The sequence below is a fragment of the Streptomyces sp. AC627_RSS907 genome (assembly GCF_019049165.1).
This window is the reverse complement of the sequence record NZ_JAGMUE010000119.1, coordinates 1-16,476: the sequence shown is the minus strand read 5'-3', so window position 1 is coordinate 16,476 and position 16,476 is coordinate 1. Positions and strand designations below refer to the sequence as shown.

The following is a 16,476-nucleotide window of genomic DNA, read 5'->3' as shown; positions in this document are numbered from 1 at the left end:
CCCCTGCCCCCTGCCCCCTGTCCCCGGTCCGCGTGACCGGGAGTGCGACGCCCGTCGCACTCTGCGACGATCGCCGCATGATCACTCGTCCCAGGGCACTCATCACACGGTGGACGACCCTCACGCCCGTGGTCGCGGTCGTGCTGCTGGTCATCACCTGGGGCCGCGATCTGCCCGGTGTGATCGTCGCGCTGCTCACGGTCGTCCTCGCGGCGTCCGTCCTGGCCGCGGTGCACCATGCCGAGGTGGTCGCCCACCGGGTCGGAGAACCGTTCGGCTCTCTCGTTCTCGCCATCGCCGTCACCGTCATCGAAGTCGCTCTCATCGTCACCCTGATGGCGGACGGCGGCGACAAGAGCGCGACCCTGGCCAGGGACACGGTCTTCGCGGCCGTGATGATCACCTGCAACGGCGTCGTCGGCCTCAGCCTCCTGGTCGGCTCCCTGCGGCACGGCACCGCGGTGTTCAACCCGGAGGGCACCGGCGCCGCCCTCGCGACGGTCGCGACCCTGGCCACGCTCAGCCTGGTGCTGCCGACGTTCACCACCAGCGCGCCCGGTCCGGAGTTCTCCACCGTGCAGCTGACCTTCGCCGCGCTCTCCTCGCTCGTCCTCTACGCCCTGTTCATCGCGACCCTGACCGTGCGGCACCGCGACTACTTCCTGCCGATCACCCGGCAGGGCGAAGTGATCACCGTCGAGTCCCATGCCGAAGTGCCGACCGTCCGCACCGCCCTGTTCAGCCTCGGGCTGCTGGGCCTCGCCCTGATCGGCGTGGTCGGCCTGGCGAAAGGCGTGTCGCCCACCATCGAGGACGGAGTGGCGGCCGCCGGGCTGCACCACGCCGTCGTCGGCGTCATCATCGCCCTGCTGGTACTGCTCCCCGAGACCATCGCCGCGCTGCGTTCCGCGCGCCGCGACCGGGTGCAGACCAGTCTGAACCTCGCGCTCGGTTCGGCGATGGCCAGCATCGGTCTGACCATCCCGGCGGTCGCCCTCGCCTCCCTGTGGCTCTCCGGGCCGTTGCTCCTCGGTCTGGGATCCACCCACATGGTGCTGCTCGCCCTGACCGTGGTGGTGGCATCGCTGACGGTCGTACCGGGCCGAGCCACGCCCCTGCAGGGAGGCGTGCACCTCGTGCTGTTCGCGGCCTACCTGGAACTCGCCGTCAATCCGTAGCGTCGGGGGCGCCGTTCCGAGACGCGCGCCCCGGACAGCCAGGGCCGCTCCCGGGTTCCCCGGGGTGAGGCCGGCGTCCAGCACCGTGATAGACCGGGGCCGAGCAGCGGTCGAGTCAGGACCGCCGCACTTCGAACGGACCGGAGGAACCGTGCCCCGCACCCTGGCCAACGCCCCGATCATGATCCTCAACGGCCCCAACCTGAACCTGCTGGGCCGACGCCAGCCGGAGATCTACGGCTCGGACAGCCTCGCCGACGTCGAGGCCCTCTGCGTGAAGGCGGCGGCGGCGCACGGTGGCACGGTGGACTTCCGGCAGTCCAACCACGAGGGCGAACTGGTCGACTGGATCCAGGAGGCCCGGCTGAACCACTGCGGGATCGTGATCAACCCCGCCGCCTACTCGCACACGTCCGTCGCCATCCTGGACGCGCTCAACACCTGTGACGGGCTGCCGGTGGTGGAGGTCCACATCTCCAACATCCATCAGCGCGAGTCGTTCCGTCACCATTCGTACGTCTCGCAGCGTGCCGATGGCGTGATCGCGGGGTGCGGGGTGCAGGGGTACGTGTTCGGCGTGGAGCGGATCGCCGCGCTGGCCGGGGTGGGACAGGCCGACGCCTGACAGGTGCGGGAGCCGTCTGCCGAGGCCGGGGGCCGGGTACCGGAGGAACCGGCGGCCCGTGCCGCCCAGGAGCACCGTCGTCCTGCGCGGGGCTGCCCTCAGAACCGGCCGCGCGGCCTCCGGGCCGGGAGCGCGTACGGCCCCGCCCGCCGGCGGCGGTGCGAGCGTGTCACACGGGTGCCGTGTGCGCCGTTCACCAGCCGCGCGCGTGCCACTCCGGCAGATGCGGCCGCTCCGCGCCGAGGGTGGTGTCGTTGCCGTGCCCGGGATAGACCCACGTCTCGTCGGGGAGCACGTCGAAGACCTTGGTCTCCACGTCGTGCATCAGGCTCGCGAACGCCTTCGGATCCTTGTGGGTGTTGCCCACACCGCCCGGGAAGAGACAGTCCCCGGTGAACACATGGGGATGCCCGTGCGGGTCGTCGTACACCAGGACGATGGAGCCGGGCGTGTGCCCGACCAGGTGGCGCGCGGTGAGCTCCACCTGCCCCACCCGGATCGTGTCGCCGTCGTCGACCGGGACGTCGGTCGGCACGGGGATGCCCTCCGCGTCGTACCGGCCCGCGTAGGTACGGGCGCCGGTGGCCGCGACCACCTCGGCGAGCGCCTGCCAGTGGTCGCCGTGCCGGTGGGTGGTGACGACGGACGCGATGCCGCTGTCACCGATCGTGCCGAGCAGCGAGTGGGCGTCGTTCGCGGCGTCGATCAGCAGCTGCTCGTCGGTGGCCCGGCAGCGGAGCAGATAGGCGTTGTTGTCCATCGGGCCGACCGCGACCTTGGTGATCATCAGGTCCTTGAGCTCGTGCACGTCGGCGGGGCCGCCGACCCTCACCTCTCCGCTGTACGTCATGACGGCCAGCCTAGCGCCGGAGGCGGCCCCGGACCGCCCGCTACAGCGGTGGCAGCACGGGCAGCGGGCCGCCCCGCACGGTCAGCGCGGTCCCGTCACGGCGGCCGGCGAGCCAGCCGAGGAGATCGGCCGGCGGACCGGTGACGGTCACCTCCGGGTCCGCCGCCTCCCGGCCCGTGCTCCACGCGCGGGTGCCGTCCGTGATCCGGGTGGGCGGCACGTCCGGATGCCCGGTGAAACGGGCGGCGAGGAACTCGGTCTCCCGCTGGGTGAACTCCGCCGGAAGATCTTCCAGTTCGTACCCGATCCCCAGGTCCACGTGGTGCAGCTCCACCTCGGCCCACCGCCGGAAGGGCACCTGGGAGGCGGAGTCGGTGACGCCGTTGCGCAGTTCCACCGTGCGCGACCAGTCGGCGGGCGCCGCCCCCGTCTGCTGGAACCGGGCCGCGCTCTCCCGCACGTCGGCGAGGTGTGCGTCCAACGGGCGCGGGGCGTCCCGCTCGATGTCGGCGTCCCGGGCCTCGCCGGAGACGTACATGGGGCGTCCTTCGAGGGCGTTCACGAGGGCGTCCGCGTTGCGGGCGAGGTGGGCGAGGACGTGGCCGCGGGTCCAGCCGGGAAGCAGTGACGACTCCGTCACGGACGCGTTGTCCAGTTTTCCGACCGCGGTGAGCAGCCGCTCGGTAGCGTCACGTACAGACGCCAGGTCATGCGCGTGATCAATCATGGTGCCGACCCTAGACCGCGCCACACGTTCGGGTGAAGGTGGTGGACGACGCCCGCAAATCGAATGCACGTGCTATATGGTCGGATGCGGCGTCGGGCATGCTGGGAAGTCGGGGTTTGTTGACAACCGGTGAATCCGACCGGCGTTGTCAGTGGCTCCCCCTAGTCTGGGAAAGACGGGGGCCCCGCCCCTGTCACTTCTCTCAAGAAAGGTGCGGACCGGCGTGGCCGACCGTCTCATCGTCCGTGGCGCGCGCGAGCACAACCTGAAGAACGTCTCGCTCGACCTGCCTCGTGACTCGCTCATCGTCTTCACGGGCCTGTCCGGGTCGGGCAAGTCCTCCCTGGCCTTCGACACGATCTTCGCCGAGGGCCAGCGGCGCTACGTGGAGTCGCTCTCCTCCTATGCCCGGCAGTTCCTCGGCCAGATGGACAAGCCGGACGTCGACTTCATCGAGGGCCTCTCCCCGGCGGTCTCCATCGACCAGAAGTCGACCTCGCGCAACCCACGCTCCACGGTCGGCACCATCACCGAGGTCTACGACTACCTGCGCCTGCTCTTCGCCCGCATCGGCAAGCCGCACTGTCCGGAGTGCGGCCGGCCGATCTCGCGCCAGTCGCCGCAGGCCATCGTCGACAAGGTCCTGGAGCTGCCGGAGGGCAGCCGCTTCCAGGTGCTGTCGCCGCTGGTGCGCGAGCGCAAGGGCGAGTTCGTCGACCTCTTCGCCGACCTGCAGACCAAGGGCTACTCCCGCGCGCGCGTGGACGGCGAGACCATCCAGCTCTCCCAGCCGCCCACGCTGAAGAAGCAGGAGAAGCACACCATCGAGGTGGTCGTCGACCGCCTCACCGTCAAGGACTCCGCCAAGCGCCGCCTCACCGACTCCGTCGAGACCGCCCTCGGCCTGTCCGGCGGCATGGTCGTGCTCGACTTCGTCGACCTCCCCGAGGACGACCCCGAGCGCGAGCGCATGTACTCGGAGCACCTGTACTGCCCGTACGACGACCTGTCCTTCGAGGAGCTGGAGCCCCGCTCCTTCTCCTTCAACTCCCCCTTCGGCGCCTGCCCCGACTGCTCCGGCATCGGCACGCGCATGGAGGTCGACCCGGAGCTGATCGTCCCGGACCCGGACAAGTCCCTGGACGAGGGCGCCATACACCCCTGGTCGCACGGGCACACCAAGGACTACTTCGGCCGCCTCATCGGCGCACTCGCCGACGCGCTGGGCTTCCGGACGGACATCCCCTTCGGCGGCCTGCCGCTGCGCGCCCGCAAGGCACTGCTGTACGGGCACAAGACCCAGGTCGAGGTCCGCTACCGCAACCGGTACGGGCGCGAGCGCCGGTACACCACGGCCTTCGAGGGCGCCATCCCCTTCGTCAAGCGCCGGCACAGCGAGGCCGAGAGCGATGCCAGCCGCGAGCGCTTCGAGGGCTACATGCGCGAGGTGCCCTGCCCCACGTGTGAGGGCACGCGCCTGAAGCCGCTCGTGCTCGCGGTCACGGTCATGGGCAAGTCGATCGCCGAGGTCTCGGCGATGTCCATCAGCGACTGCGCGGACTTCCTGGGCGAGCTGAAGCTCAGCGCCCGCGACAAGAAGATCGCCGAGCGCGTCCTGAAGGAGGTCAACGAGCGGCTGCGGTTCCTGGTCGACGTCGGCCTGGACTACCTCTCCCTCAACCGCGCGGCCGGCACCCTCTCCGGCGGCGAGGCCCAGCGCATCCGCCTGGCCACCCAGATCGGCTCCGGGCTCGTCGGCGTGCTGTACGTCCTCGACGAGCCGTCCATCGGCCTGCACCAGCGCGACAACCACCGGCTGATCGAGACCCTCGTCCGGCTCCGCGACATGGGCAACACGCTCATCGTCGTCGAGCACGACGAGGACACCATCAAGGTCGCCGACTGGATCGTCGACATCGGCCCCGGCGCCGGCGAGCACGGCGGCAAGGTGGTGCACAGCGGTTCCGTGAAGGAGCTGCTCGACAACGCCGAGTCGCAGACCGGCCTGTACCTGTCCGGCAGGAAGGCCATCCCCCTGCCCGAGGTCCGGCGCCCCCGCGACCCGTCCCGGCAGCTCACCGTGCACGGTGCCCGGGAGAACAACCTCCAGGACATCGACGTCTCCTTCCCGCTGGGTGTGTTCACGGCCGTCACCGGCGTCTCCGGCTCCGGCAAGTCGACCCTGGTCAACGACATCCTGTACACGCACCTGGCCCGCGAGCTGAACGGCGCCCGCAACGTGCCCGGGCGGCACACGCGCGTGGACGGCGACGACCTCGTCGACAAGGTCGTCCACGTCGACCAGTCGCCCATCGGACGCACCCCGCGGTCCAACCCGGCGACGTACACGGGCGTCTTCGACCACATCCGCAAGCTGTTCGCCGAGACGACGGAGGCGAAGGTCCGCGGCTACATGCCGGGCCGGTTCTCCTTCAACGTCAAGGGCGGCCGCTGCGAGAACTGCGCGGGCGACGGCACGATCAAGATCGAGATGAACTTCCTCCCGGACGTCTACGTCCCGTGCGAGGTCTGCCACGGCGCCCGGTACAACCGGGAGACCCTGGAGGTCCACTACAAGGGCAAGTCCATCGCCGACGTCCTGAACATGCCCATCGAGGAGGCGACCGACTTCTTCGAGGCGGTCCCCGCGATCTCCCGGCACATGAAGACGCTGAAGGACGTCGGCCTCGGCTACGTGCGGCTGGGACAGTCCGCGACCACCCTGTCCGGCGGCGAGGCCCAGCGCGTGAAGCTGGCCAGCGAACTGCAGCGCCGCTCCACCGGGCGCACGGTCTACGTCCTGGACGAGCCGACCACCGGTCTGCACTTCGAGGACATCAGCAAGCTCCTGACGGTCCTGGCCGGCCTGGTCGACAAGGGCAACACGGTCATCGTCATCGAGCACAACCTCGACGTGATCAAAACCGCCGACTGGGTCGTCGACATGGGCCCCGAGGGCGGCGCAGGCGGTGGCCTGGTGGTCGCGGAGGGCACGCCCGAGCAGGTCGCCGGCGTGCCGGCCAGCCACACCGGCAAGTTCCTGCGGGACATCCTCGGCGCCGACCGGATCAGCGACGCGGCCCCGGCGAAGGCGCCGCGCAAGTCGGCGGCGAAGACGGTCGCGGCCAAGGCCGGCGCCAGGAAGACCGCCACCAAGGCGGTCACCGGTACGGCTGCGAAGAAGACCGCCACCAAGGCGGCAGAGAAGGCCACCAAGCCCGCCGCGAAGAAGACGACGCGGACGCGCAAGGCCTGACGGCGCCCGCGGGCGCACTGACGCGCAGGGTCCCACGGAGCACTCCGTGGGACCCTGCGCGTCCGCGTGTCCGGTGCCGGGCGCCCGCCGGCTCCACGAGCTGCGTGTCCAGCGGGACCTTGACGACCTCTCCGAGACCTGCTGCACATGACGACGCCGGTGCTTCCGGAGGAGGACCGGCGGATCGACGTGCACCTGTCCGCCGGCGCAGTCACGGCAGCGGCCCGGGACCGCCACGGCCGTCGTCCCCGCGCCCCGCGCGCGGTAGGGACGGCGGGCTGAACGCACATCCGGAACCGCGGACCGTCAGAGGGACACTTCCCCGGCGTACGGCGGTTCCGCGCCCGCGCGGGAACAAGTGATCGCCGCCGCGCGGGCGGCGAAGTCCAGGAGTCCCGTCCAGCCTCCCGGACCCAGGGCGGCCACCGCCTCTCCGCCGAGGGCGTCGCGTACCGCGAGACCGTGCAGCAGTGCCGCGTTCACCGTGTCGCCCGCGCCGATCGTGTCCACCACCTCGACCCGTCGGCCCGGCACCGCGTACTCGGCGCCGTCGCGGGTGTACGCCGTCAGTCCGGCACCGCCCCGGGTGACCACGACCGCCGCCGGGCCCGCCGCCAGCCACTCCTCGGGAGTGCCGCCGAGCCACTCGGCGTCCTCGGCCGACAGCTTCAGCAGCGAGACCGACGGCAGCCAGCTCTTGAACCGGGTCCGGTAGGCGTCCGGGTCCGGGATCAGTCCGGCCCGGACGTTCGGGTCCAGCGCGGTGAACACGCCCCGCGCGGCCGTCCGGTGCAGCAGTTCCTCGTACGCGCTCGCCCCCGGCTCCAGGACCAGGGAGCAGGTCCCGAAGGAGACGGCCCGGGTGCCGGACGGCAGGGCGGCGGGCACCGTGAACAGCCGGTCCGCCGTCCCGTCCACGTAGAAGGAGTAGGCGGCCGAGCCGTCCGCGCCGACCGAGGCCACGGCGAGGGTCGTCGGCTCGGTCCCGCGCTGCACCGTCGAGACGTCCACGCCGGTCCCGCGCAGCCGGTCCAGCAACGCCTCGCCGAAGGCGTCGGACGACACCCGGGAGCAGAAGGCGACGGGGGAGCCGAGGCGGCCCAGCGCGACGGCGGTGTTGTACGGACCACCGCCGAGCGCCGGCCGCAGCGGGGCGAGGGCGCCCGTGCCCTGCGGTACCAGGTCGATCAGTGCCTCACCGGCGACGACGATCACGGCGGATTCCCTTCCTGGGCCTTGGCGGAGGCGTGCTCGAACTGCTCCGGCCGGTCGGACGGCTCGGGGCAGCCGCACGAGGTGCGGTGGACGAAGGCGCAGGGCAGCCGGACGGACCGCACGGGCGCGTCCGGCGCCGCGAGGCGGTCCAGCAGCAGCCGGAGGGCCTGCGCGCCGAGCTCCCGGCTGGGCTGCGCGACGGCGGTGAGCCGCGGGGAGAAGAGGTCCGCCCAGGCGAAGTCGTCGAAGCAGCACAGCGCGAGGTCATCGGGCACGGACAGACCGCGGTCCCGCAGGGCGCGCAGCGCGCCGATGGTCATCGCGTTGTTGGCGGTGACCAGCGCGGTGGGCGGCACCGCCAGGGACAGCAGGTCCGCCGTGGCCCGTTCGCCGCCGGCCGCCTCGGAGTCGCCGTGCACCAGGAGCCGTTCGTCGTACGGTAGCCCGGCGGCGGCCAGGCCGTGCCGGTAGCCGGTGATCCGCTCGTGCGTCGTGCTGAGGCCCGGGCGGCCCGCGACCAGGCCGATCCGGCGGTGGCCGAGCCCGGCGAGATGGGTGACCAGCCGGGTCGTCGGCTCGGCACTCTCGGCGCGGACCTGGTCGAAGCGCGGGGCGTCATCGCCGTCCGGGGTGTCCACGAGCCGGTCGAGGAACACGGTCGGCACCCGGTGGCGTCCGAGGTAGGCGACCAGCTCGCGCGGGTCGGCGGAGGGCGCGACGATCATGCCGTCCACGCGCCGCTCGTGCAGCAACTGGGCGACCTTGCGCTCGTGCTCGGGATCGTCGTGGGGGTCGGCGACGAGCAGGCCGTAGCCGTGCTCCAGGGCGGCGGTCTCGACGCCCTGGAGGATCTCCGTGAAGTACGGGTTGCTGATCGCGGAGACCGCGAGCCCGATGGAGCGGGTGCGGGAGGTCACCAGGGAGCGGGCGAGGGTGTTCGGGGTGTAGCCGAGCTCCTCGACGGCGTCCAGTACCGCCTGGCGGGTGTGCGGCAGCACCGGGCGGGTGTCGTTGAGCACATGTGAGACGGTCGCCACGGAGACCCCGGCGCTCCGGGCGACATCGGTCATGGTCGCCATGGGCGTGCTCCCCTCGCCTCCTGCCGCCTGTCGGCCAGGCACGCTGCGTACTGCCGCCTGGCCGGGACCGTATCTCATGGGGAGGCCGGCGTAAACGCTTGCGCAAGCGTTTACGTCCGCTCTTCCGTGCTGCCGTACCCAGGTGACCCACCTCGCGGGACGGGCGCGGGCGCCCGATATCGTCGCCCTGCACGCCCCCTGACCAGTGGAGACCCCCCATGTCCGGCCGCCCCGTCCCGAGCCGTCGTACCGTCCTGCGCACGGCGGCCCTCACTCCCGTCGCCGGAATCGGGCTGGCCGCCTGCTCGCCGGGTGACGACGGTGCCGCGCCCGCCACGCCGACCGCGCCCGTGGATCTCGGGGTGGACGGCGAGGTCGCCAAGGGCGCGACCAAGCTCCATCGGGACCAGAACGTGGTGGTCAGTCGCGCCCAGGACGGCTCCCTGAAGGCGTTCAGCACGGTCTGCACGCACGCGGGGTGCCCCATCAAGAAGCTCGAGGGGACGAAACTCGTCTGCCCGTGTCACGGCAGCGAGTTCGACGCCCGGACCGGCGAGGTGCTGCACGCCCCGGCCGACGTGCCGCTCGTTCAGCTGCCGGTCGAGGTGAAGCAGGGCAGGATCATCGTGAGCCCGGGGACCTGACCCCGCTTCGACGCCGGGGCACGGGCGCCCGCTCACTCCCAGTCCCACCCGATCCCCAGCGTCCCGGACCGCGCCCGTGGTTCCACGAGGTGCACCGAGTGGTAGTGCCCGTTGAGGGCCAGCTCCTGCCTGCCGCCGCGCGGCGCTGCCGGTGAGTGCTGCGTGAACCGGTGGCAGCGCACCGGAAGGGCCGCGGCGTCGAACCGCACCTGGAGGGCGTACTGCCCACCCGCCGTACCGGACTCCCGGACGTACTCGCGCGACACCCCGGCCGTGCCGTCCTCGACGCCGTAGCGGAAGAGATGGGTGTCCCCGGCCCGCAGACGCGTGTCGAACAGCAGCTCGGTCATGAGTACGCCCGTGTCGTGGTGGGTGCGCACACGCCCCGTACGGCAGTTCTCCAGCGCGTGGACGGTCATCCGCGCGGGAACGCACCCCGGGTCGCCGTGGTGGACGGCGACGAAGCGGTCGACGCCGTCGCGATGGGCGCGGACGATGTGGTGCGACTCGCGCCCCGCGAGCTCGCGCCGTGGTCCGATCCGGATGTGCTCGTGATGTCCGAGGGTGTGCGTCCCGCTGTCCGACGACGAGTGGTCCAGCTCGGCGAGCAGCCCGTCCAGGACGCCGGAAGCCTCTGGACGGGCCCGGTGGGAGAGAGCCGCGGACCGCTGGCCCGAGGCGTCCCCGCAGGCGTCACCGGCCTCGACGAGCAGGCGGAGCAGCGACTCCTCGGGCAGCTGGAGTATCTCCTCCAGGGCCCGCACGGCCCGCAGCGACTCCGGGCGCCGGGGCCGCCGGGCGCCCTGCTGCCAGTAGCTCAGACTCGTGACGCCCACCGTCACCCCGTGGCGCGACAGATGGTGCCGCACCCGCTGCAGCGGCAGTCCGCGAGCGGCGATCGCGGCGCGCAGGGCGACGTGGAAGGGACCACCGCGCAGGGCCGAGTCGAGTTCCGCCGTGGCGGACTCCGCGTGCTGTGTGGCGTGCGGCATGCAGGGGCCTTTCTGTGACTCCACAACGGCTGGTCGGACCGTTCGACGCGGATCCGTCGGGCCCGCCCCCGGTCGCGGCACGGAGCTCGTCGCATCCGGACGCCGCGCTGCAGGACCCCGAGTCCCCCCGCATTGAAGCGTGTTGACCAAGTCCCGACAACACCTGTGGCCGGACCTCGCCCCGCTCCTGGCCGAGAACGCACCGGCGCGCCGCCGAGGGGGCACCTGTCGTGACCGGTCGGCCCCGGCCCGTCTCCCGCCGGCCCCGCGACGGGCCGCCCGCAGGCCCCCGCTGCGGGTTGTCCACAGGGCCCTCGACCCGTCGTCCACAGCCCCGCCGGAGTGTCGGTTCCCGCCAGTAGGGTGTGAGACATGGCCGACCCCTCCAGCTACCGCCCCAGGCCGGGTGAGATCCCGGACTCCCCGGGGGTGTACAGGTTCCGCGACGAGCACCGCCGGGTGATCTACGTCGGAAAGGCGAAGAGCCTGCGCCAGCGCCTGGCGAACTACTTCCAGGACGTGGCGAACCTCCACCCCCGCACCCGCACCATGGTCACCACCGCCGCGTCCGTGGAGTGGACGGTGGTGTCCACGGAGGTCGAGGCGCTGCAGCTGGAGTACTCCTGGATCAAGGAGTACGACCCCCGGTTCAACGTCAAGTACCGCGACGACAAGAGCTACCCGTACCTCGCGGTGACGATGAACGAGGAGTTCCCGCGCGTGCAGGTGATGCGCGGCCACAAGAAGAAGGGCGTGCGCTACTTCGGGCCGTACGGGCACGCCTGGGCGATCCGCGACACGGTCGACCTCCTGCTGCGTGTCTTCCCGGTGCGCACCTGCTCCGCCGGGGTCTTCAAGAACGCCGCCCGCACGGGTCGCCCCTGCCTGCTCGGCTACATCGGCAAGTGTTCCGCGCCCTGCGTGGAGCGGATCTCCGCCGAGGACCACCGGGAGCTCGCGGAGGAGTTCTGCGACTTCATGGCCGGCCGCACGGGCACCTACCTGCGCCGCCTGGAGCAGCGGATGGCAGATGCGGCCGAGGAGATGGAGTACGAGCGGGCGGCGCGCCTGCGCGACGACATCGGGGCGCTGAAGAAGGCCATGGAGAAGAGCGCGGTCGTCCTCGCCGACGCGACCGACGCCGACCTGATCGCGGTCGCCGAGGACGAGCTGGAGGCGGCCGTCCAGATCTTCCACGTGCGGGGCGGACGCGTGCGCGGCCAGCGCGGCTGGGTCACGGACAAGGTGGAGGAGATCACCACCGGCGCCCTCGTCGAACACGCACTCCAGCAGCTGTACGGCGAGGAGACCGGCGACGCGGTCCCCAAGGAGGTCCTGGTCCCCGCCCTGCCCGAGCCGGTGGAGCCGGTCCAGCAGTGGCTGGCAGAGCGCCGCGGGTCGGGCGTCTCGCTGCGCATTCCGCAGCGCGGCGACAAGAAGGCCCTGATGGAGACGGTGCAGCGCAACGCACAGCAGGCGCTCGTCCTGCACAAGACCAAGCGCGCCTCCGATCTGACCACGCGCTCGCGCGCACTGGAGGAGATCGCCGACGCCCTCGGTCTGGACAGCGCCCCGCTCCGGATCGAGTGCTACGACATCTCCCACCTCCAGGGCGACGACGTCGTGGCCTCCATGGTCGTCTTCGAGGACGGACTGGCCCGGAAGAGCGAATACCGCCGCTTCCAGATCAAGGGCTTCTCAGGACAGGACGACGTCCGTTCCATGCACGAGGTCATCACCCGCCGGTTCCGCCGCTACCTCGCCGAGAAGGAGAGGACCGGTGAATGGGCGGACGGAGAGGTCACCGACGTCGGCGACCAGCCCACCGACGACGGGGGCCCCGCGGGCGGTCCGGCCCTCAAGGACGACGACGGCCGCCCCAAGCGTTTCGCCTACCCGCCCCAGCTCGTCGTCGTCGACGGCGGGCAGCCGCAGGTCGCGGCGGCGCAGCGGGCCCTGGACGAGCTCGGGATCGACGACATCGCCGTCTGCGGCCTGGCCAAGCGTCTGGAAGAGGTCTGGCTGCCCCGCGAGGACGACCCGGTCGTCCTGCCCCGCACCAGTGAGGGGCTGTACCTTCTGCAACGGGTCCGTGACGAGGCCCACCGCTTCGCGATCACCTACCAGCGCACCCGGCGCGCCAAGCGTTTCCGTACCAGTCCCCTGGACGACGTGCCCGGTCTGGGGGAGACGCGCAAGCAGGCGCTGGTCAAGCACTTCGGTTCGGTGAAGAAGCTGCGGTCGGCGACGATCGACCAGATCTGCGAGGTGCCCGGCATAGGCCGCAAGACGGCCGAGACCGTCGCCGTGGCCCTCGCCCGGGCCACCCCGGCCGCGCCCGCCGTGAACACGGCGACCGGAGAGATCATTGATGACGAGGACGGGGCACCCGAGACGACGGCGGATGCCCCGGGGGAGCCCGTGTCCGCGGGCACCCCGGACGAACGACGGGGGCAGGAGACATGACCGAGCACGAGGCACGGCCCACAGCGGGGCGAGAACAGGCCCACGGCACGACCGGCCAGGACACGGGCACGCGGACGGCCCGCTCCGACCGGAGCCAGGACAACGGAGCACAGGTGAGTACGGGCAAGGAAACAGCCGGGGCGCCCGAGGTGGCCATCCCCGAGCTGGTGATCATCTCCGGCATGTCAGGGGCGGGCCGCTCGACGGCCGCCAAGTGTCTGGAGGACCTGGGCTGGTTCGTCGTCGACAACCTGCCGCCCGCGCTGATCCCCACCATGGTGGAGCTCGGTGCCCGCTCGCAGGGCAACGTGGCGCGGATCGCGGTCGTCGTCGACGTCCGCGGCCGGCGCTTCTTCGACAACCTGCGTGAGTCCCTCGCCGACCTCGACGCCCGCGGCGTCACCCGGCGGATCGTCTTCCTGGAGTCCTCGGACGACGCCCTGGTGCGCCGGTTCGAGTCGGTGCGCCGCCCGCACCCCCTCCAGGGTGACGGCCGCATCGTCGACGGCATCGCCGCCGAACGGGAACTCCTGCGCGAACTGCGCGGCGACGCGGACCTGGTGATCGACACCTCCAGCCTCAACGTGCACGAACTGCGCGCCAAGATGGACGCCCAGTTCGCCGGCGAGGAGGAGCCCGAGCTGCGGGCCACCGTCATGTCCTTCGGATTCAAGTACGGCCTCCCGGTCGACGCCGATCTGGTCGTGGACATGCGCTTCCTGCCCAACCCGCACTGGGTCCCGGAACTGCGCCCGTTCACCGGGCTGAACGAGGAAGTGTCCTCGTACGTCCTCAACCAGCCCGGGGCCAAGGAGTTCCTCGACCGCTACGCCGAACTCCTCCAGCTGATCGCCGCGGGCTACCGTCGGGAGGGCAAGCGCTACGTGACCGTGGCCGTCGGCTGCACCGGCGGCAAGCACCGGTCCGTGGCCATGTCGGAGAAGCTCGCCGCCCGGCTCGCCGCCGAGGGCGTGGAGACGGTGGTCGTCCACCGGGACATGGGACGGGAATGACAGGACGTACTCCGCGGCTGAGCAGGCTGCGCCGGGTGGTGCCCGAGGGGCGCGGCGGCAGACCCGCCGACGCCCGCGCCACCCGGCCCGAGCAGATGCGCGGCGGCAGGCCGCGCCGCCGGGGCACCCAGCCCAAGGTCGTCGCCCTCGGCGGCGGCATGGGCCTGTCCGCCTCGCTCGCCGCACTGCGCCGGATCACCGGCGACCTCACCGCCGTCGTCACGGTGGCCGACGACGGCGGCTCCAGCGGGCGCCTGCGCGACGAGCTGGGCGTCCTGCCGCCCGGCGACCTGCGCAAGGCGCTGGCCGCGCTGTGCGGCGACGACGACTGGGGCCAGACCTGGGCCCGCGTCATCCAGCACCGCTTCCAGTCCCAGGGCGACCTGCACGAGCACGCGGTCGGCAATCTGCTGATCGTCGCCCTGTGGGAGCAGCTCGGCGACCACGTCCAGGCGCTGGACCTGGTCGGCAAGCTGCTCGGCGCGCACGGGCGGGTGCTGCCCATGTCCGCGGTGCCGCTGGAGCTCCAGGCCCTGGTCCGGGGCCACGACCCGGACCGGCCCGAGGAGGTGGACACCGTGCGCGGGCAGGCGACTGTGGCGCTCACGCCCGGCGAGGTGCAGTCCGTGCACCTGGTGCCGAACGACCCGCCCGCCGTCCCCGAGGCGGTCGACGCCGTCCTGGACGCCGACTGGGTGGTGCTCGGGCCCGGCTCCTGGTTCTCCTCGGTCATCCCGCATCTGCTCGTGCCCGATCTGCTGGACGCGCTGGTCGAGACGAAGGCGCGCAGGGTGCTCTCCCTGAACCTCGCCCCGCAGCCCGGAGAAACCGAGGGCTTCTCCCCGCAGCGTCATTTGGAGGTTTTGGGACGACACGCCCCTAAACTCGCCCTGGACGTGGTGCTGGCCGACCAGGCCGCCGTGCCCGACCGTGACTCGCTCACCGACGCCGCGAAACGGTTCGGCGCCGCGGTCGAGCTGGCTCCGGTCGCCCGGACCGACGGGACCCCGAGGCACGACCCGGAGCTGCTGGCCGCCGCGTACGACCGTATTTTTCGGATGCATGGAAGGATCGGCCCATGGCGATGACGCCAGCGGTGAAGGACGAGATCTCCCGGCTCCCCGTCACCCGGACCTGCTGCAGGAAGGCGGAGGTCTCCGCCATCCTGCGGTTCGCCGGCGGCCTTCACCTGGTGAGCGGGCGCATCGTGATCGAGGCGGAGCTGGACACGGCGAGGGCGGCGCGTCGCCTCAAACAGGACATCCTGGAGATCTTCGGGCACAGCTCCGAGCTGATCGTGATGGCGCCGGGCGGTCTGCGCCGCGGCTCGCGCTACGTCGTCCGGGTGGTCGCGGGCGGTGACCAGCTGGCCCGCCAGACCGGGCTGGTGGACGGCCGGGGCCGCCCGATCCGCGGCCTGCCGCCACAGGTGGTCTCGGGGGCCACCTGCGACGCCGAGGCCGCCTGGCGCGGGGCCTTCCTGGCGCACGGTTCGCTCACCGAGCCCGGCCGTTCCTCCTCCCTGGAGGTGACCTGCCCGGGTCCCGAGGCCGCGCTCGCCCTGGTCGGCGCCGCCCGCCGGCTGTCGATCGCCGCCAAGGCCCGTGAGGTGCGCGGCGTGGACCGGGTCGTCGTCCGCGACGGCGACGCGATCGGCGCCCTGCTCACCCGGCTGGGCGCCCATGAGTCGGTGCTGGCCTGGGAGGAGCGGCGGCTGCGCCGCGAGGTCCGCGCGACCGCCAACCGCCTCGCCAACTTCGACGACGCCAACCTGCGCCGCTCGGCCCGCGCCGCCGTCGCCGCCGGTGCGCGGGTCCAGCGGGCCCTGGAGATCCTCGCCGACGACGTGCCCGAGCACCTCGCCGCCGCCGGGCGGCTCCGCATGGAGCACAAGCAGGCATCCCTGGAGGAGCTGGGCGCCCTCGCCGACCCGCCGTTGACCAAGGACGCGGTCGCCGGCCGCATTCGCCGCCTGCTGGCCATGGCCGACAAGCGGGCCGCGGACCTCGGTATCCCGAGCACGGAGGCGAATCTCAGCGAGGACATGGCGGACAACCTCATCGGCTGACCGGGACCGGGACCGGGGCCGGGTCCGGTCCGGGTCAATGGGGGCGTGTCCGCTGCCGCCGGCCATGGCCGACAAGCGGGCCGCGGACCTCGGTATCCCGAGCACGGAGGCGAATCCCAGCGAGGGCGCGAACGGCAACCTCGTCGGCTGACCGGGTCCGGGCCGGGGCGCAGCCCGCCCCGTGCACGCGCCGGCCGTCCGTGCACGCGCCGGCCGTCCGTGCACGCGCCGGCCGTCCGTGCACGCACCGGCCGCCCCCGCCCCGCGGGCCGTCCGTGCACGCACCGGCCGCCCCCGCCCCGCGGGCCGTCCGTGCACGCACCGGCCGCCCCCGCCCCGCCGGCCGTCCGTGCACGCACCGGC

General features: G+C 72.3%; 13 protein-coding genes. 8 read left to right on the top strand and 5 right to left on the bottom strand.

Features of this window, described 5'->3' with window-relative positions:
- The first annotated feature begins 77 nt into the window (after positions 1-77).
- Positions 78-1,178: a calcium:proton antiporter gene (locus KUM32_RS25720; protein ID WP_217144339.1), complete on the top strand. Its 1,101-nt coding sequence runs from the start codon at positions 78-80 to the stop codon at positions 1,176-1,178.
- Between the two features lie 151 nt (positions 1,179-1,329).
- On the top strand, positions 1,330-1,803 hold the full coding sequence (gene aroQ / locus KUM32_RS25715; RefSeq protein WP_217144338.1) for a type II 3-dehydroquinate dehydratase: 474 nt from the start codon (positions 1,330-1,332) through the stop codon (positions 1,801-1,803).
- A 193-nt stretch (positions 1,804-1,996) separates the two neighbouring features.
- On the opposite strand, the gene KUM32_RS25710 is transcribed toward aroQ, so the two are convergent.
- Both KUM32_RS25710 and KUM32_RS25705 read right to left on the bottom strand, forming a co-directional pair.
- Complete coding sequence (locus tag KUM32_RS25710) at positions 1,997-2,653, bottom strand: MBL fold metallo-hydrolase (RefSeq protein WP_217144337.1); 657 nt, start codon at positions 2,651-2,653, stop codon at positions 1,997-1,999.
- A 40-nt stretch (positions 2,654-2,693) separates the two neighbouring features.
- A complete protein-coding gene (locus tag KUM32_RS25705) occupies positions 2,694-3,380 on the bottom strand; it encodes a maleylpyruvate isomerase family mycothiol-dependent enzyme (protein WP_217144336.1) in 687 nt (228 codons plus the stop codon).
- A 223-nt stretch (positions 3,381-3,603) separates the two neighbouring features.
- On the opposite strand from KUM32_RS25705, the gene uvrA reads away from it, so the two are divergent.
- Positions 3,604-6,636: an excinuclease ABC subunit UvrA gene (uvrA, locus tag KUM32_RS25700; protein ID WP_217144335.1), complete on the top strand. Its 3,033-nt coding sequence runs from the start codon at positions 3,604-3,606 to the stop codon at positions 6,634-6,636.
- A 306-nt stretch (positions 6,637-6,942) separates the two neighbouring features.
- On the opposite strand, the gene KUM32_RS25695 is transcribed toward uvrA, so the two are convergent.
- Both KUM32_RS25695 and KUM32_RS25690 read right to left on the bottom strand, forming a co-directional pair.
- Positions 6,943-7,851, bottom strand: a complete 909-nt coding sequence (locus KUM32_RS25695) for a carbohydrate kinase (RefSeq protein WP_217144334.1) — start codon at positions 7,849-7,851, stop codon at positions 6,943-6,945.
- The gene (locus KUM32_RS25690) at positions 7,848-8,930 is read right to left on the bottom strand and encodes a LacI family DNA-binding transcriptional regulator (protein ID WP_217144333.1); all 1,083 of its coding nucleotides are present in this window, start codon (positions 8,928-8,930) and stop codon (positions 7,848-7,850) included. Before KUM32_RS25690 ends, KUM32_RS25695 begins: the two co-directional genes overlap by 4 nt.
- Positions 8,931-9,148: 218 nt before the next feature.
- Between KUM32_RS25690 and KUM32_RS25685 the strand changes: the two genes are divergently transcribed.
- A complete protein-coding gene (locus tag KUM32_RS25685; RefSeq protein ID WP_217144332.1) occupies positions 9,149-9,574 on the top strand; it encodes a Rieske (2Fe-2S) protein in 426 nt (141 codons plus the stop codon).
- A gap of 32 nt (positions 9,575-9,606) precedes the next feature.
- On the opposite strand, the gene KUM32_RS25680 is transcribed toward KUM32_RS25685, so the two are convergent.
- Positions 9,607-10,566 (bottom strand): hypothetical protein, encoded by a 960-nt coding sequence (locus tag KUM32_RS25680; protein WP_217144331.1) that lies wholly within the window; start codon positions 10,564-10,566, stop codon positions 9,607-9,609.
- Positions 10,567-10,938: 372 nt separating this feature from the next.
- Between KUM32_RS25680 and uvrC the strand changes: the two genes are divergently transcribed.
- The 4 genes from uvrC to whiA are packed head-to-tail and all read left to right on the top strand — an operon-like array spanning position 10,939 to position 16,113.
- Entirely contained in the window at positions 10,939-13,032 is a 2,094-nt protein-coding gene (gene uvrC / locus KUM32_RS25675; protein WP_217144330.1) for an excinuclease ABC subunit UvrC, read from the top strand.
- Positions 13,029-14,045: an RNase adapter RapZ gene (gene rapZ, locus KUM32_RS25670; protein ID WP_217144329.1), complete on the top strand. Its 1,017-nt coding sequence runs from the start codon at positions 13,029-13,031 to the stop codon at positions 14,043-14,045. Before uvrC ends, rapZ begins: the two co-directional genes overlap by 4 nt.
- Positions 14,042-15,133 carry a uridine diphosphate-N-acetylglucosamine-binding protein YvcK gene (gene yvcK / locus KUM32_RS25665; protein WP_217144328.1) on the top strand — a complete coding sequence of 364 codons (1,092 nt, stop codon included), beginning with the start codon at positions 14,042-14,044 and terminating at the stop codon, positions 15,131-15,133. The genes rapZ and yvcK overlap by 4 nt, the downstream gene beginning before the upstream one ends.
- Positions 15,124-16,113 (top strand): DNA-binding protein WhiA, encoded by a 990-nt coding sequence (whiA, locus tag KUM32_RS25660; RefSeq protein WP_217144327.1) that lies wholly within the window; start codon positions 15,124-15,126, stop codon positions 16,111-16,113. The genes yvcK and whiA overlap by 10 nt, the downstream gene beginning before the upstream one ends.
- Positions 16,114-16,476: the final 363 nt, after the last annotated feature.

Bases quoted from the DNA above. Each gene is read 5' to 3' on its own strand.
- KUM32_RS25720 (WP_217144339.1), top strand. From the start codon at position 78: ATGATCACTCGTCCCAGGGCACTCATCACACGGTGGACGACCCTCACG.
- KUM32_RS25710 (WP_217144337.1), bottom strand. From the start codon at position 2,653: ATGACGTACAGCGGAGAGGTGAGGGTCGGCGGCCCCGCCGACGTGCAC.
- KUM32_RS25705 (WP_217144336.1), bottom strand. From the start codon at position 3,380: ATGATTGATCACGCGCATGACCTGGCGTCTGTACGTGACGCTACCGAG.
- KUM32_RS25690 (WP_217144333.1), bottom strand. From the start codon at position 8,930: ATGGCGACCATGACCGATGTCGCCCGGAGCGCCGGGGTCTCCGTGGCG.
- KUM32_RS25685 (WP_217144332.1), top strand. From the start codon at position 9,149: ATGTCCGGCCGCCCCGTCCCGAGCCGTCGTACCGTCCTGCGCACGGCG.
- KUM32_RS25680 (WP_217144331.1), bottom strand. From the start codon at position 10,566: ATGCCGCACGCCACACAGCACGCGGAGTCCGCCACGGCGGAACTCGAC.
- uvrC (WP_217144330.1), top strand. From the start codon at position 10,939: ATGGCCGACCCCTCCAGCTACCGCCCCAGGCCGGGTGAGATCCCGGAC.
- rapZ (WP_217144329.1), top strand. From the start codon at position 13,029: ATGACCGAGCACGAGGCACGGCCCACAGCGGGGCGAGAACAGGCCCAC.
- yvcK (WP_217144328.1), top strand. From the start codon at position 14,042: ATGACAGGACGTACTCCGCGGCTGAGCAGGCTGCGCCGGGTGGTGCCC.
- whiA (WP_217144327.1), top strand. From the start codon at position 15,124: ATGGCGATGACGCCAGCGGTGAAGGACGAGATCTCCCGGCTCCCCGTC.